Raw genomic sequence first — 14,895 nt, forward strand, 5'->3', positions numbered from 1 at the left:
GCAAAATGCCACGCTCCGTTTGTTGATAAAAGGCCGCATAGCGGCCTTTTTCCTTTCTTTACAATCTGAACGGCATCGTTGTTATGCCGGTTAAGGTTAATCGCACAAGTCAGTAAATCTGACTATCAGGCGCGCCGCTTACCGAAAAAACGGCCGTTCAGAGGCGGGTATTAAAGATAATCGACTTTGATGATTTCAAATTCGACCTGGCCGCCCGGGGTATTAATAGTCACCACGTCGTCCAGCTCTTTACCCACCAGACCGCGCGCGATAGGCGAGTTCACAGAAATAAGGTTCTGTTTGAAGTCCGCTTCGTCGTCGCCAACGATGCGGTAGGTCAGCTCTTCGTCGGTATCCAGGTTCAGTACCGTCACGGTGGAGCCGAAAATCACGCGGCCATTGTTTGGCATCTTGGTGATATCAATCACCTGGGCGTTCGAAAGCTTCGCTTCGATATCTTTAATACGCCCTTCGCAGAACCCCTGCTGCTCGCGAGCGGCATGGTATTCGGCATTCTCTTTCAGATCGCCATGCTCGCGGGCTTCGGCGATAGCGGCGATGATTTCCGGGCGACGCACGGATTTCAGAAACTCCAGCTCTTCGCGCAGTTTCTCAGCACCACGTAAGGTCATCGGAATAGGTTGCATTTGTTATACCTCTCACTGTCCTGTTAAGAACGGTTCACAGCCCGCTCCGGCTGCACGCCAGCCCGGAAAACCTTCCAGTCCCGGACGGCAAACAAAAGAAAACTGACCCGGAGACAAAGCCCCAGGTCAGGAACGATTTTGCAATTTGATACGTATTTTACCCTGAAGTTCCCGAAGGGTCATCGTTTACTTTGCAGGGCGATGCGCCTTAGTATGACGGCACGTTTCCAGCTGTTACCGCGAGATTATGCGATTTTCCAGATTTGCTGTCGGATTGACCACCAGTGTAGCCCTGAATGCCAGTGCCGCCAATGTCGAAGAGTATATCAATCAGTTACCCGCCGGCGCGAATCTCGCCCTGATGGTGCAAAAAGTCGGAGCCAGCTCCCCTGAGATTGATTTTCACAGCCAGCAGATGGCGCTCCCTGCCAGTACGCAAAAAGTGATCACGGCGCTGGCCGCACTGTTACAGCTCGGCCCTGACTACCGCTTCACCACAACGCTTGAAAGCCGTGGCGATGTGCGCGACGGCGTGCTTGATGGCGATTTAATCGCGCGTTTCACTGGCGATCCGACCTTTAAGCGCCAGGATATGCGCAATATGGTGACGGCGCTGAAAAAAGCGGGCGTTCAGCAAATAAAAGGAAACGTGCTGATCGACACCTCCGCTTTCGCAAGTCATGACAAAGCGCCCGGCTGGCCGTGGAACGACATGACGCAATGCTTCAGCGCCCCGCCGTCAGCCGCCATTGTCGATCGTAACTGCTTTTCGGTATCGCTCTACAGCGCCCCGCAAGCGGGTGAACCGGCATTTGTACGCATCGCCTCGTATTATCCGGTTAACGTTTACAGTCAGGTAAAAACCCTGCCGCGCGGCTCGTCAGAGGCGCAGTATTGCGAGCTGGATGTGGTCACGGGCGATCTTAACCGCTATACGCTCACTGGCTGCATGACGCAGCGCGCCGATCCGCTGCCGCTGGCCTTCGCCATTCAGGATGGCGCAGGCTATGCCGGCGCGATACTGAAAGCGGAGCTGAAACAGGCGGGCATCACTTATAACGGTACGCTGCTACGCCAGACGCAACCCAACGAGCCGGGGACGGTTATCGCGAGCCGCCAGTCTCCGCCGCTGCACGATCTCCTGCGCGTGATGCTGAAGAAATCCGACAACATGATCGCCGACACGGTGTTTCGCACCATCGGGCGTAACTTTTACGGCGTGCCTGGCACCTGGCGCGCGGGCGCGGATGCCGTCCGCCAGATCCTGCGTCAGAAAGCAGGCGTGGATTTAGGCAATACGATCGTAGTGGATGGTTCCGGCCTGTCGCGCCATAATCTGATAGCCCCCGCGACGATGATGCAGGTGCTGCAATACATTGCCCGCAACGACAGCCAGCTGAACTTTATCTCTATGCTACCGCTGGCAGGGCACGACGGGTCGTTGCTGTACCGCGCGGGTCTCCACGAGGCGGGCGTTGACGGCAAAGTTTCCGCCAAAACCGGCTCGCTGCAAGGGGTCTATAACCTTGCGGGCTTTATTACGACGGCCAGCGGACAACGCATGGCGTTCGTTCAGTATCTTTCCGGCTACGCCGTAGAGCCTGCCGATCAGCGCAACCGCCGTATTCCGCTGGTGCGCTTTGAAAGCCGACTCTACCGCGACCTTTACCAGAATAATTAACGATGAAACTGCTGATAGTCGAAGATGATCTGCTGTTACAGGAAGGACTGGCGCTGGCGCTCGGCAACGAGGGCTATGCGCTGGATTGCGCCGCGAATGCCGCCGAGGGCGACGCCCTGCTCCAGAGCGGCGAATACAGTTTGATTATTCTCGACTTAGGGCTGCCGGATAAAGACGGCGCCACGCTGCTCAGCCAGTGGCGCCGGAGCGGTGTGACAACGCCAGTGCTTATTCTCACGGCGCGTGACGCGCTGGAAGATCGCGTGAGCGGGCTTGATGCGGGTGCGGATGATTATCTGGTTAAACCCTTTGCGCTGGCGGAGCTTCACGCCCGCGCGCGGGCGCTTATCCGCCGTTATCAGGGGCACAGCGATAATCTGTTGCAGCACGACGATATCACGCTCAATCTGCAAACCCAGCAGGTACTGCTCCAGGGAATGCCTGTAGAAGTGACGCCCAAAGAGTTTGCGTTACTCACCCGCCTGATGATGCGCATCGGCCAGACGGTGCACCGCGAAACCCTGCAACAGGACATCTACAGCTGGCAGGACGATCCCAGCTCGAATACGCTTGAAGTGCACATCCACAATCTGCGCCGTAAGCTCGGTAAAACCCGCATTCGTACCATACGCGGCGTGGGCTACCGGCTGGAGCGGCCATCATGAACAGCATGCGCCGTCGGCTGATGCTGATGCTTGCGCTGATCCTTCTTTTTTTTCAGCTGATTAGCGTTATCTGGCTGTGGCATGAAAGCCGCGAGCAGATAAGTTTTCTGGTTAATGAAACGCTGTCGGCCAAATCCCGCACCCATCACGTCGAAAAAGAGATCCGCGAGGCGATTGCCTCGTTGCTGGTGCCATCACTGGTGATGGTGGGGTTTACCCTCGTTTTTTCATTCTGGGCGGTCACGTGGATAACCCGTCCGCTCAGTCAGCTTAGCCAGACGCTCACCCGGCGCTCGGCGGATAATCTTTCCCCGGTACCGGTGGACTCTGCAATGGAAGAGATACGTGCGGTAACGCTCTCGCTCAACCAACTCTTTTTACGCCTCGATCACACCATCCAGCAAGAGCGTCTGTTCACGGCAGATGCGGCACATGAACTACGAACACCGCTCGCCGGGATTCGTCTGCATCTGGAATTGATGGAGCAGTCGGGCGTTTCTCAGGCCACACCGCTGCTCGCCCGTATCGATCGCCTGATGCATACCGTTGAGCAATTACTGATGCTGTCACGCGCAGGCCAGGCGCTGGCGAGCGGGCATTACGAAACGCTGTGCTGGAACGCGGATATTATCGTGCCGCTGCGTAGCGAACTCGACGAGCTGGCACAGCAACGCGCACAGCACATCCTCTGGCCTCACGACGAAGCCACATCGCGTGTGCAGGGCGACGCCGTGTTGCTGCGGCTGATGCTGCGTAATTTGCTGGAAAACGCCTCGCGTTACAGCCCGGAGCAAAGCAGTATTGTGGTGCAACTGTCTTATGCACAGGGCGGTAGCCGTCTCAGTGTAATTGATGAAGGGCCAGGCATCCCGCAGGCGCAGCGCGAAGCGATTACCGAGCCTTTCCGGCGGCTCGATCAGCGCTATGGCGGTAGTGGTCTGGGGCTGAGCATTGTGCAGCGCATCGTGCATTTACACCGTGGCAGGCTGATTCTGGAGGATGGTCCAAACGGTGGATTGATGGCATCGTGCTGGCTACCGGAAGAGATTAACCAGTCATAATTCGTTGAAAACGCATTGAACGTTGGCACCATTAAAAAAGGCCGGTTTCCCGGCCTTTTTGTTAACGCTGATAGACGATCTCGACACCTTCGTCGTCATCTTCGTCCCAGTCGTCGTCCCACTCTTCTTCGGCTTCCGCTTCCATCTCTTCGAGCTGCTGGCGATGATAGTCATCCCACATAAACTCGACTTTTTCAGGCTGCTTCGCTTCTTCTTCGTGAACCACAGGATTTTCGATGATGAAATGCATCACGTCCCAGCAGAGATCTTTCACGTTCATCTGGCTCGCGGCGGAGATCAGATAATATTTTTCTTCCCAGCCCAGCGCGTCGGCGATCGCTTTCGCTTTGGCTTCCGCCTCTTCGCGGCTCAGCAGATCGATTTTATTAAAGACCAGCCAGCGCGGCTTAGAGGCCAGCTTTTCGCTGTATTTCTCAAGCTCACCCACGATGATACGGGCATTTTCCGCCGGATCGGAACCGTCGATCGGATCAAGATCGATCAGGTGCAGCAGTACGCGGCAACGCTCCAGGTGCTTCAGGAAGCGGATGCCGAGGCCCGCGCCTTCCGCCGCGCCTTCAATAAGGCCTGGAATATCGGCAACCACGAAGCTTTTCTCATTATCCATACGCACCACGCCAAGGCTTGGCACCAGCGTGGTAAACGGATAATCCGCCACTTTCGGCTTCGCTGCGGAGACCGCGCGAATAAACGTGGATTTACCGGCGTTCGGCATCCCAAGCATACCAACGTCTGCCAGCAGCATCAGCTCTAATTGCAGATCGCGCTTCTCGCCCGGCGTACCCATGGTTTTCTGGCGCGGAGTACGGTTCACGGAAGATTTGAAGCGGGTGTTGCCAAGGCCGTGCCAGCCGCCCTTCGCAACCATCAGACGCTGACCATGTTTGGTCATATCGCCCATCGTTTCGCCTGTACCCTGATCGATAACACGCGTACCGACCGGCACTTTGATGGTCACATCTTTACCGCGTTTACCGGTGCAGTCGCGGCTCTGGCCGTTCTGACCGCGTTCAGCGCGGAAGGATTTCTCAAAGCGGTAATCGATAAGGGTATTGAGGTTTTCGTCGGCCTCAAGCCAGACATCGCCGCCGTCACCGCCGTCGCCGCCGTCAGGGCCGCCTTTCGGGATATATTTTTCACGACGGAAGCTTACGCAGCCGTTACCGCCGTCACCCGCCACGACCAGGATCGTAGCTTCATCAACAAACTTCATTTTACTTCTCCGTAATTCATTCGCCCGAGCGGGGTATAACGCCAACCGCTTCGTTTTTGCGCCACCGTCCCCAAAGACGGTGACCAATGGCGGAATACATCGCACCCGCAACCACGACAAACGCACCGAGATAACCCAACAGGTTTAACATCGGTCTGGCGAAGAAATCGGGCCAGGCAACAGATAACACATCTGAAAATAACAAGGTAAACAGTGGGGTAAGCGTAATGATGGCGCTCACCTGCGCCGCCTGCCATCTCGCCATCGCCTCTGCCAGCGCGCCATACCCCACGAGAGTATTCAGGCCACAAAAGATAAGGCAGGCCAGTTGCCACGAACTGAGCTGAAACAGCACGCCAGGCTTCGCGAGCGGCAACAGCGCAATAGTACATAAAGTGTACAGCAAAAAGAGGATCTGTTGCGAGGCCAGACGGCGCAGCAGAACCTTTTGCGCCACGCCATAGCTAACCCACACCGTCGCCGCGCCAACGCCGAAGATCACACCCCAGGTGTAATCCGTCAGTCGCGTAAAGATCTCTATCAAGCTGGTATTGAAAAACATCACCAGCCCGCAAAGCAGCATTATTGCCCCGATGATCTGCGTGCCGCGCATCTTTTCCTTAAGGATGAGAACGCTTGCTACCATCATGCCAACCGGCGAAAGCTGGCCTATCACTTGCGAGGCCGTGGGGCTTAAATATTGCAGGGAGGAGCTGAAAAGAATGAAGTTACCGAAAAGGCCGCCTGTCGCTATCGCCAGCAACACCAGCCAGCGCGGTTTGCGAAACAAGCCCATCGGCGGCAGTTTGCCTTTTATAGCCAGGATCAGCCCAAGTCCGATGCCCGCCATCAGAAAGCGGTAGAACACCACGGTGGGCGGCTCCATCACTTCCAGTACCTGCTTCATTGCAATTGGCAGCGCACCCCAGCACATTGCGGTCGTGAGCGCCAAAAGAATACCAATGCCGGCCTGCTGCTTCATGCCCGTTTTCCCTACAGAAAAAATTACCGGGTTTCCAATGTAAAAAGCCCCGCAACAGGTGCGGGGCTTTAATCCGTTACCGGACCGAGAAAACCTTACTCAGCAACGATGCTGATGTATTTACGGTTGTTCGGGCCTTTAACTTCAAATTTCACTTTACCGTCTGCTTTAGCAAACAGAGTGTGGTCACGACCGCAACCTACGTTGTTACCAGCGTGGAATTTGGTGCCACGCTGACGAACGATGATGCTACCCGCCAGAACGGATTCGCCACCGAAACGCTTAACGCCCAGGCGTTTAGCTTCTGAATCGCGACCGTTACGTGTGGAGCCGCCAGCCTTTTTATGTGCCATTTAAATCTCTCCTCAGGTCTTAGGCGCTGATGCCAGTGATTTTCACATCAGTGAACCACTGACGGTGGCCCTGCTGCTTACGGTAGTGTTTACGACGACGAAACTTAACGATTTTAACTTTCTCGCCACGACCGTGAGCAACAACTTCAGCTTTGATTACGCCGCCATCAACGAAAGGAACGCCGATTTTGACATCTTCACCGTTTGCGATCATCAGAACTTCAGCGAACTCAACAGTTTCGCCAGTTGCGATGTCCAGCTTTTCCAGGCGAACGGTCTGACCTTCGCTTACTCGGTGTTGTTTACCACCACTTTGGAAAACCGCGTACATATAGAACTCCGCTTCCGCGCACGCCTTCTGCTTGATCAGAGTGCGCTATAAATATTCACAATAGGGCGCGAATATTACGCAAATCGGGACGCTTTGACAAGCCCGTTTGTTGTTCGGTGCGGAAAAAAAACACAACCGTGACGGCGGCGTTTATCTGCCGCGTTTTTCCGGTACAATCTGTACTACATTTAGAATCCACTATCCTTACCTTCTCCCTTACAGACTGTGGTAAACAGGACGATAGCCAGACTTTTGCGATGAATTTAGAAAAAATTAATGAGTTAACCGCGCAAGATATGGCCGGTGTCAACGCGACCATCCTTGAACAGCTCAATTCCGACGTACAGCTTATCAATCAGCTGGGCTATTACATTGTCAGTGGCGGTGGTAAACGCATTCGCCCGATGATCGCGGTGCTCGCTGCGCGTGCGCTGGGTTATGAGGGGAAAGCGCATGTCACCATCGCTGCGCTCATTGAATTTATCCACACCGCTACGCTTTTGCATGACGATGTCGTGGATGAATCTGATATGCGTCGCGGCAAAGCGACGGCGAATGCCGCCTTCGGCAACGCCGCCAGCGTTCTGGTGGGAGATTTTATTTACACCCGCGCGTTTCAGATGATGACAAGCCTCGGGTCGCTCAAAGTGCTTGAGGTAATGTCCGAGGCGGTCAACGTGATTGCGGAAGGCGAAGTGCTTCAGCTGATGAACGTGAACGATCCCGACATTACCGAAGAAAGCTACATGCGCGTGATTTACAGCAAAACCGCGCGGCTCTTTGAGGCGGCGGCGCAATGTTCCGGCATCCTGGCGGGTGCCAGCGAAGCGCAGGAGCGCGCGTTGCAGGATTACGGTCGCTACCTCGGCACCGCGTTCCAGCTCATCGACGATCTTCTCGATTACAGCGCTGATGGCGAGCGCCTTGGTAAAAATGTCGGAGACGATCTCAACGAAGGCAAACCGACGCTTCCGCTGTTGCATGCGATGCATAACGGCACGCCTGCCCAGGCGCAGATGATCCGCGAGGCGATCGAACAAGGCAACGGGCGTCACCTGCTGGATCCGGTGCTGGAAACGATGGCAGCCTGCGGATCGCTGGAGTGGACGCGTGCGCGCGCCGAAGAAGAAGCGGATAAAGCTATCGCTGCACTTGAGATTCTCTCCCCTTCCCCATGGCGCGATGCCCTGATTGCGCTGGCACATATGTCGGTACAGCGCGACCATTAATCCTTTTTCCGCGCCCATTGGCGCGGAAAATTTCCCGTTCAGCACATTTCCAAAAACGTTGTCAGTAAAGTTCCGGATAACGTTTTTCTCATCCCTTTCACCTGTGGCGTTCTTTACGGATCGAACACGGATCGTTTTGCAACGCCTTGATTACAGCTCTTACATTGCCTTTGTGGTCAGAAGCACACTTCTGAATACAATCAAAAGTAACTGGAACCTTTTAGAAAATTTTGTGTTATAAATGATCAATCAGTTCCAAACGGAGCTGTACAGGGGGGTTTTACTGCCATAACAGGGAGAAATCATGGAACGTAAGTTTATTGACTGGCATCCCGCCGATATTGTCGCCGCGTTACGCAAAAAAGGGTCATCGCTGGCGGCGGAGTCCCGTAAAGCGGGCCTGAGTTCTTCAACACTTGCCAACGCGCTGACGCGCCCGTGGCCGAGAGGCGAAAAGATTATTGCCGAGGCGTTGGGTACAGAGCCGTGGATCATCTGGCCATCACGCTACCACGATCCGATCACGCACGAATTCATCGATCGTTCGCAACTGATTCGTCATCGCTGACAGCACCTGCTGCGGAACTTCACTTCCAGCCCATAAAAAAAGCCTGCCGGGAGCGGCTGAGTATCAGCGTATCCCGACAGGCTTACTACAAGCCCTGTAATCGCGAAAAGGGCTTATTCGCCTTTTATACGCTCAATGTTAGCGCCCAGCGCACGCAGCTTATCTTCAATGCCTTCATAGCCGCGATCGATGTGATAAATGCGATCCACAACCGTTGTGCCTTCCGCAATGCAGCCCGCCAGTACCAGGCTTGCGGATGCGCGCAGGTCAGTCGCCATTACCTGCGCGCCGGAAAGTTTCTCAACGCCGTGGCAGATAACGGTATTGCTTTCGATTTCCGCATGCGCGCCCATACGGATAAGCTCCGGCACGTGCATAAAGCGGTTTTCAAAAATGGTTTCAGTGATAACGCCGGTGCCTTCGGCCACCAGGTTCAGCAGTGTGAACTGCGCCTGCATATCGGTCGGGAAAGCCGGATGCGGCGCGGTACGCACGTTCACCGCTTTCGGGCGTTTGCCGTGCATATCAAGGCTAATCCAGTCTTCGCCGGTTTCGATATCCGCGCCCGCTTCGCGCAGTTTCGCCAGTACGGCATCCAGCGTGTCAGGACGCGTGTTGCGGCACATCACTTTACCGCCGGAGATCGCAGCGGCGACCAGGAATGTCCCGGTCTCGATACGGTCCGGCAGAACGCGGTAAACGCCGCCACCGAGACGCTCGACGCCTTCAATGGTGATTTTATCGGTGCCCTGACCGGTGATTTTCGCACCGAGGGTGTTGAGGAAATTCGCGGTATCGACAATTTCCGGCTCACGCGCGGCGTTCTCAATAACCGTGGTGCCTTCAGCAAGCGTCGCGGCAGACATGATAGTCACGGTCGCACCAACGCTCACTTTATCCATCACGATATGCGCGCCTTTCAGGCGGCCCTGCACAGAGGCTTTAACGTAGCCCTCTTCCAGTTTAATTTCGGCACCCAGTTGCTCAAGACCGGTAATGTGTAAATCGACCGGACGCGCGCCGATAGCGCAACCACCCGGCAGCGACACTTGGCCCTGACCGAAACGCGCGACCAGCGGGCCCAGCGCCCAGATGGAGGCGCGCATGGTTTTCACCAGTTCATACGGCGCGCAGAAGATATTGACCTGGCTTGCATCGATCCAGACGGAGCCGTTACGCTCCACTTTGGTCCCGAGCTGGCTCAGCAGCTTCATGGTGGTGTCGATATCTTTAAGCTTCGGTACGTTTTGAATTTCTACAGGCTCTTCAGCCAGCAGGGCGGCGAAAAGGATCGGCAGGGCCGCGTTTTTCGCGCCTGAGATCGTCACTTCGCCAGAAAGGCGGCCTGGCCCCTGCACACGGAATTTATCCATCAGAACTGTTCTCTGTTATTCAATCAATTGCTGTCGGCGCGACGCCCACAGCTCAAAAACCGTTGAGTTTGCGCTCGCGCTCCCATTCCTGGGGCGTAAACGTCTTGATGGAGACCGCATGAATGCGGTTATCGGCGATGAACTCCATCAGCGGGCCATAGACCGCCTGCTGTTTCTTCACGCGGCTCATCTCGCCAAACAGCTCACCCACAGCAATGACCTGAAAGTGGCTGCCATCGCCGGAGGAGACGTGGACTTCCTGGAGAGGCAGTGCGTTCATCAGCACCGTCTGAATTTCATGATTTTCCATGGGCTTTATTCATTATTCAGTGAAAACAGCCCAACATCTTAGAGCAAAGTGGCGCTGTCTTAAACAAGCAAAAAAGCCCCGTCAGAGACATGGACGGGGCTTCATCAGTAACGTGCTGAAAATATTAGTCTGTCGTGATCGGCAGAAGGTTTTCAGGCAGGTTATAAAGTTTTGCAAGCGTGGTCAGATTCTCGCTCATTCCTTCAAGCGTCACGCCGCGTCCACCCGCCTGCGTCAGCGCGACCAGATGCACCAGCAGCGCCAGCCCGGCGGTGTCGACACGCTCAAGACCGCTGAGATCGATTCGCTGCAATCCGTCCGTGATGGACTGCCGTTGTTCCCACAGCGGCGTCAGCGTTTCGCGATCCAGCGTGCCGTTTAAGCGCAACTGCGCTTCCTGGCGCTCCCAGTGCAGTTCCGCGGACATTACTGTTTCTGATCCAGCGTAATCGGCTGACGAGCGATAGATTTCAGCTGTTCGGTCAGGCCGTCGATGCCTTTCTGGCGCAGCAGATCGCTCCACTCGTTCTGTTTGGTCGTAATCATGCTCACGCCTTCCGCGATCATGTCATACGCCTGCCAGTTACCGGTCTGGCTGTTTTTACGCCACTGGAAATCCAGACGTACCGGCGGACGGCCGTTCGGGTCGACGATGGTAACGCGAATCGGAATGATATTGGCGTCGCCCAGCGGCTGCTCCGGCGCAATCTGATAAGTCTGGCCGTGATACATCGCCAGCGCCTGACCGTATGCCTGTTTCAGGTATTCGCGAAACGCGGCGAAATAGGCTTCACGCTGCGCAGGCGTCGCTTCTTTGTAATAGCGGCCCAGCACCAGCGCGCCCGCGTATTTCACCTGAACATACGGCAGCAGTTCCTGATCGACGATATCGCGCAGGTGGTTCGGGTTCTGACGGATTTGTGGCTGTTCGTTTTTCAGGCGATCAAACGTTTTCTTTGCCGCCTCGTTCATCAGTTTATACGGGTTGGATTGATCCGCCGCGGTAGCCGTAGCAAGCGGCGCAATCACCAGCATGGCGACCATTAAAAGACGTTTAAACATATCCGTTTCTCCTGATTAGTTCGTCGCGCCGGCAGGCGGCGTCACGTTATCCGGTTGGGCAGCAGAGCCCTGCTCGCCGCCCTCTTTCTGGTTGTCGCCGCTGTTGCTCTTATAGAGGAACTGGCCAATCAGATCTTCAAGCACCATGGCAGATTTCGTGTCCTGAATGGTGCCGCCATCTTTAAGGATAGTGGTTCCCAGCTCAGGATCTTCAAAACCAACGTTCAGCGCCAGATATTGCTCACCCAGCAGGCCGGAAGTCCGAATCGCCAGCGAGCTGGTATCGGGAATATGATCGTAGCGCTGTTCGATATCCATCGCGACGCGCGGCAGGTAGGTTTTCGGATCCAGCGTAATGTCAGAAACGCGGCCAATCACCACGCCGCCAATGCGCACCGGCGAGTGCGGTTTCAGGCCGCCGATATTATCAAAGGTGGCGTAAAGCCGGTATGTCGGTTCAGCCCGCAGCGAAGTGACATCCGCGACTTTCAGACAAATGAACAGCGCGGCCAGCAGCGCCACCAGCATGAAAGCGCCAACCCAAATCTCAAATTTCTTCGTTTGCATGCGTTAGTTCCCAAACATCAATGCGGTAAGCACAAAATCAAGGCCAAGCACGGCCAGTGAAGCGTGCACAACGGTACGTGTAGTTGCCCGGCTGATCCCGGCCGACGTCGGGATCGCGTCGTAACCGTTAAAGAGCGCAATCCAGGTCACCGTGATGGCAAACACCACGCTTTTAATCAAACAGTTAATCAGATCCATACGCCAGTCGACGGCGTCCTGCATGGCGGACCAGAAAAACCCGGCATCAATGCCTTTCCAGTTTACGCCGACGAGAGAACCGCCCCAGACGCCCACCGCCACGAAAATTACCGTCAGCAGCGGCAGCGAGATAACGCCCGCCCAGAAGCGCGGCGAAATCACGCGGCGCAGCGGGTCGACCGCCATCATCTCCATGCTGGAAAGCTGCTCGGTCGCTTTCATCAGCCCAATTTCCGCGGTCAACGCCGAACCGGCGCGGCCTGCGAACAGTAGCGCGGCGACAACCGGTCCCAGCTCGCGCAGCAGTGACAGCGCCACCAGCATGCCGAGACTCGTTTCCGCACTGTAGGTGGTCAGCACCAGATACCCCTGCAGGCCCAGCACCATACCGATAAACAGCCCCGAGACGATGATGATAATCATCGACAGGACGCCCACGTTATAGAGCTGGCGCACCAGCAGCGGGCCGTGTTTGCGAAACTCCGGCTTGCCGACGATGGCATTGAATAGCATCAACCCGGCGCGGCCGAAGGAGGCGCTGAATTTAAGCCCGCGTTGCCCCATCGACGCCAGTAAATTTAACAGCATGAGCAGACTAACTCCCTGTTGGCGAAATCAGATCGTGGTGATAATCCCCGGCGGGATAGCGGAAAGGCACCGGCCCGTCGGCGATACCATCAAGGAACTGGCGCACACGCGGATCGGTATTCTCTTGCAGCGCCTGGGCGCTGCCCTGCGCGACAATCCGTTTGTCAGCGACGATATACGCGTAATCCGCGATGCTTAATACTTCCGGCACGTCATGCGATACCACCACACAGGTGACGCCGAGCGCACTGTTCAGCTCGGAAATCAGCTTTACCAGCACGCCCATGGTGATAGGATCCTGACCGACGAACGGCTCGTCGAACATAATAAGATCCGGCTCCAGCGCAATCGCGCGCGCCAGTGCCGCCCGGCGTGCCATACCGCCAGAGAGTTCAGAAGGCATCAGTTTCGCGGCCCCTTTTAACCCCACGGCTTCAAGCTTCATCATGACGGTGCTGCGCAACAGCGGTTCCGGCAGACGAGTATGTTCGCGCAGCGGATAGGCGACGTTTTCAAACACATTCAGATCGGTAAACAGCGCACCGGACTGAAACAGCATGCTCATGCGCTTGCGCACTTCATAAAGCCGCGAGCGGGACATGGCGGGAATATTTTCGCCGTCGAACAGAATTTCCCCGCGATCAGGCGCAATCTGCCCGCCAATCAGGCGCAGCAGCGTGGTTTTACCGATCCCTGACGGCCCCATAATGGCCGTTACCTTACCGCGCGGGACGGTAAGCGAGATATTGTCAAAAATAGATCGGTTGCCGCGCGTAAAGCTCACGCCACGCACGTCAATCAATGTCTCACCGATCTGGCTCATCAACGCATCCTTTATGGTTCGCAGAGTTGTTCATAATGGCGCCAGCCGACACCGCAAAAGGGCTATTTTTACAGAATATCCCCATATGAGGTTAGCGAAAGCTGGCATTTGTTTTACTTTTGGCCCGCATCTGGTCAAAATTAAGAATTTACTTCGTTCATAAACGATCTGTATGCGCGGCCAGCAACTCAGGCACAGTGGACCGGCGATTATACCTGAAGAAAGGACTTTGCATGCTTTTAGCTACGGCGCTGTTGATTATTGGTTTGCTATTGGTGGTCTATAGCGCCGATCGTCTGGTTTTCGCCGCCTCGCTACTCTGCCGCAGTCTGGGCGTGCCGCCGCTCCTGATTGGCATTACCGTCGTCGGTATCGGTACCTCTCTGCCTGAAATCATGGTTTCTGTCGCCGCCGCGCTGCATGGCGAAACCAGCCTCGCCGTCGGTACGGCGATAGGGTCGAATATCACCAATATTCTGCTGATAGCCGGTTTAACGGCGCTGCTGCGTCCGCTGGCGGTGCACTCGTCCATGCTGCGTCGTGAGCTCTCCGCCATGTTGCTGGTGAGCGCCCTGGCGGGTCTGGTGCTGTGGGATGGCATGCTCACCCGTGCTGAAGGTATCTGGCTGTTACTTATCGCCGCCGCCTATTTATGGTTTATCATCCGCCTGGCTCGCCGTGCGGAGCGTCAGGGTAACGACAGCCTGACGCGCGAGCAGCTTGCCGAATTGCCGCGCGAAGGTGGACGCTCGGTCGCGTTTCTCTGGCTTGCCGTGGCGCTTATCATTATGCCGATGGCTACACGTATGGTGGTGGATAACGCGACCGTACTGGCTCAGGGTTTCGCCATCAGCGAGCTGACCGTCGGCCTGACCGCCATCGCTATCGGCACCAGCCTGCCGGAACTGGCGACCGCCATCGCGGGCGCGCGTAAAGGCGAAGACGATATCGCCATCGGCAATATTATCGGATCGAATGTTTACAATCTGGCTATCGTCCCTGGCCTGCCTGCGCTGCTCGCGCCCGGTCATTTCGATCCGCTGGCGTTTACGCGCGATTACGGCGTCATGCTGCTGGTCAGCGTGATTTTCGTGATGCTGTGCTGGCGTCCTGAGCGGTATCTCGGTAAAAAAACCGGCGCCGGATTATTATGTGGGTTTATCGTTTGGATGGTGATGCTGTTCTGGGCGTCGCCGCGTCTCGTTGGATGAATCGGAATCGCA

At 55.9% G+C, this 14,895-nt stretch carries 18 protein-coding genes; 6 read left to right on the top strand and 12 right to left on the bottom strand.

Going from position 1 to position 14,895, the window contains the following annotated elements; translation table 11 throughout:
• Positions 1-170: 170 nt before the first annotated feature.
• Positions 171-647, bottom strand: coding sequence for a transcription elongation factor GreA (greA, locus tag G6041_RS16045; protein ID WP_004385068.1), 477 nt, complete (start codon positions 645-647; stop codon positions 171-173).
• Between the two features lie 247 nt (positions 648-894).
• Here greA and dacB point away from each other — a divergent pair, with 247 nt between their 5' ends.
• Genes dacB through pmrB form a run of 3 tightly spaced genes read left to right on the top strand, consistent with a single transcriptional unit; the run spans position 895 to position 4,054 of the window.
• Positions 895-2,328 carry a serine-type D-Ala-D-Ala carboxypeptidase gene (dacB, locus tag G6041_RS16050; RefSeq protein ID WP_007872860.1) on the top strand — a complete coding sequence of 478 codons (1,434 nt, stop codon included), beginning with the start codon at positions 895-897 and terminating at the stop codon, positions 2,326-2,328.
• A 2-nt stretch (positions 2,329-2,330) separates the two neighbouring features.
• Positions 2,331-2,993, top strand: coding sequence for a two-component system response regulator PmrA (gene pmrA, locus G6041_RS16055; RefSeq protein ID WP_012125962.1), 663 nt, complete (start codon positions 2,331-2,333; stop codon positions 2,991-2,993).
• Positions 2,990-4,054, top strand: coding sequence for a two-component system sensor histidine kinase PmrB (gene pmrB / locus G6041_RS16060; protein ID WP_012125963.1), 1,065 nt, complete (start codon positions 2,990-2,992; stop codon positions 4,052-4,054). Before pmrA ends, pmrB begins: the two co-directional genes overlap by 4 nt.
• A gap of 61 nt (positions 4,055-4,115) precedes the next feature.
• On the opposite strand, the gene cgtA is transcribed toward pmrB, so the two are convergent.
• The 4 genes from cgtA to rplU form a co-directional block, all read right to left on the bottom strand.
• On the bottom strand, positions 4,116-5,288 hold the full coding sequence (gene cgtA, locus G6041_RS16065) for an Obg family GTPase CgtA (protein ID WP_007888641.1): 1,173 nt from the start codon (positions 5,286-5,288) through the stop codon (positions 4,116-4,118).
• Positions 5,289-5,304: 16 nt separating this feature from the next.
• Entirely contained in the window at positions 5,305-6,270 is a 966-nt protein-coding gene (locus G6041_RS16070; protein WP_004385075.1) for a DMT family transporter, read from the bottom strand.
• A 95-nt stretch (positions 6,271-6,365) separates the two neighbouring features.
• Complete coding sequence (gene rpmA / locus G6041_RS16075; RefSeq protein ID WP_004385076.1) at positions 6,366-6,623, bottom strand: 50S ribosomal protein L27; 258 nt, start codon at positions 6,621-6,623, stop codon at positions 6,366-6,368.
• A gap of 19 nt (positions 6,624-6,642) precedes the next feature.
• A complete protein-coding gene (rplU, locus tag G6041_RS16080) occupies positions 6,643-6,954 on the bottom strand; it encodes a 50S ribosomal protein L21 (RefSeq protein WP_004385077.1) in 312 nt (103 codons plus the stop codon).
• 257 nt (positions 6,955-7,211) lie between these two features.
• On the opposite strand from rplU, the gene ispB reads away from it, so the two are divergent.
• Together ispB and sfsB are read left to right on the top strand one after the other, a co-directional pair.
• Positions 7,212-8,183, top strand: a complete 972-nt coding sequence (gene ispB, locus G6041_RS16085; protein WP_012125964.1) for an octaprenyl diphosphate synthase — start codon at positions 7,212-7,214, stop codon at positions 8,181-8,183.
• 304 nt (positions 8,184-8,487) lie between these two features.
• Complete coding sequence (gene sfsB / locus G6041_RS16090; RefSeq protein WP_004385079.1) at positions 8,488-8,751, top strand: DNA-binding transcriptional regulator SfsB; 264 nt, start codon at positions 8,488-8,490, stop codon at positions 8,749-8,751.
• A 113-nt stretch (positions 8,752-8,864) separates the two neighbouring features.
• On the opposite strand, the gene murA is transcribed toward sfsB, so the two are convergent.
• From murA to mlaF, 7 genes are all read right to left on the bottom strand, one after another.
• Positions 8,865-10,124: a UDP-N-acetylglucosamine 1-carboxyvinyltransferase gene (gene murA, locus G6041_RS16095; RefSeq protein WP_004385080.1), complete on the bottom strand. Its 1,260-nt coding sequence runs from the start codon at positions 10,122-10,124 to the stop codon at positions 8,865-8,867.
• A gap of 52 nt (positions 10,125-10,176) precedes the next feature.
• Positions 10,177-10,434, bottom strand: coding sequence for a BolA family iron metabolism protein IbaG (ibaG, locus tag G6041_RS16100; RefSeq protein WP_004385081.1), 258 nt, complete (start codon positions 10,432-10,434; stop codon positions 10,177-10,179).
• A 124-nt stretch (positions 10,435-10,558) separates the two neighbouring features.
• Complete coding sequence (gene mlaB / locus G6041_RS16105; RefSeq protein WP_004385082.1) at positions 10,559-10,861, bottom strand: lipid asymmetry maintenance protein MlaB; 303 nt, start codon at positions 10,859-10,861, stop codon at positions 10,559-10,561.
• Entirely contained in the window at positions 10,861-11,496 is a 636-nt protein-coding gene (mlaC, locus tag G6041_RS16110; RefSeq protein ID WP_004385083.1) for a phospholipid-binding protein MlaC, read from the bottom strand. The genes mlaB and mlaC overlap by 1 nt, the downstream gene beginning before the upstream one ends.
• A gap of 15 nt (positions 11,497-11,511) precedes the next feature.
• Positions 11,512-12,063, bottom strand: coding sequence for an outer membrane lipid asymmetry maintenance protein MlaD (mlaD, locus tag G6041_RS16115; RefSeq protein WP_004385084.1), 552 nt, complete (start codon positions 12,061-12,063; stop codon positions 11,512-11,514).
• A gap of 3 nt (positions 12,064-12,066) precedes the next feature.
• Positions 12,067-12,849, bottom strand: coding sequence for a lipid asymmetry maintenance ABC transporter permease subunit MlaE (mlaE, locus tag G6041_RS16120; protein ID WP_012125965.1), 783 nt, complete (start codon positions 12,847-12,849; stop codon positions 12,067-12,069).
• A 7-nt stretch (positions 12,850-12,856) separates the two neighbouring features.
• Positions 12,857-13,672, bottom strand: a complete 816-nt coding sequence (mlaF, locus tag G6041_RS16125; protein ID WP_012125966.1) for a phospholipid ABC transporter ATP-binding protein MlaF — start codon at positions 13,670-13,672, stop codon at positions 12,857-12,859.
• A gap of 233 nt (positions 13,673-13,905) precedes the next feature.
• On the opposite strand from mlaF, the gene G6041_RS16130 reads away from it, so the two are divergent.
• Complete coding sequence (locus G6041_RS16130; protein ID WP_007888668.1) at positions 13,906-14,883, top strand: calcium/sodium antiporter; 978 nt, start codon at positions 13,906-13,908, stop codon at positions 14,881-14,883.
• Positions 14,884-14,895: the final 12 nt, after the last annotated feature.

The organism is Cronobacter sp. HA18003, from assembly GCF_011605905.1.
Taxonomy (GTDB): Bacteria; Pseudomonadota; Gammaproteobacteria; order Enterobacterales; family Enterobacteriaceae; genus Cronobacter; species Cronobacter sakazakii.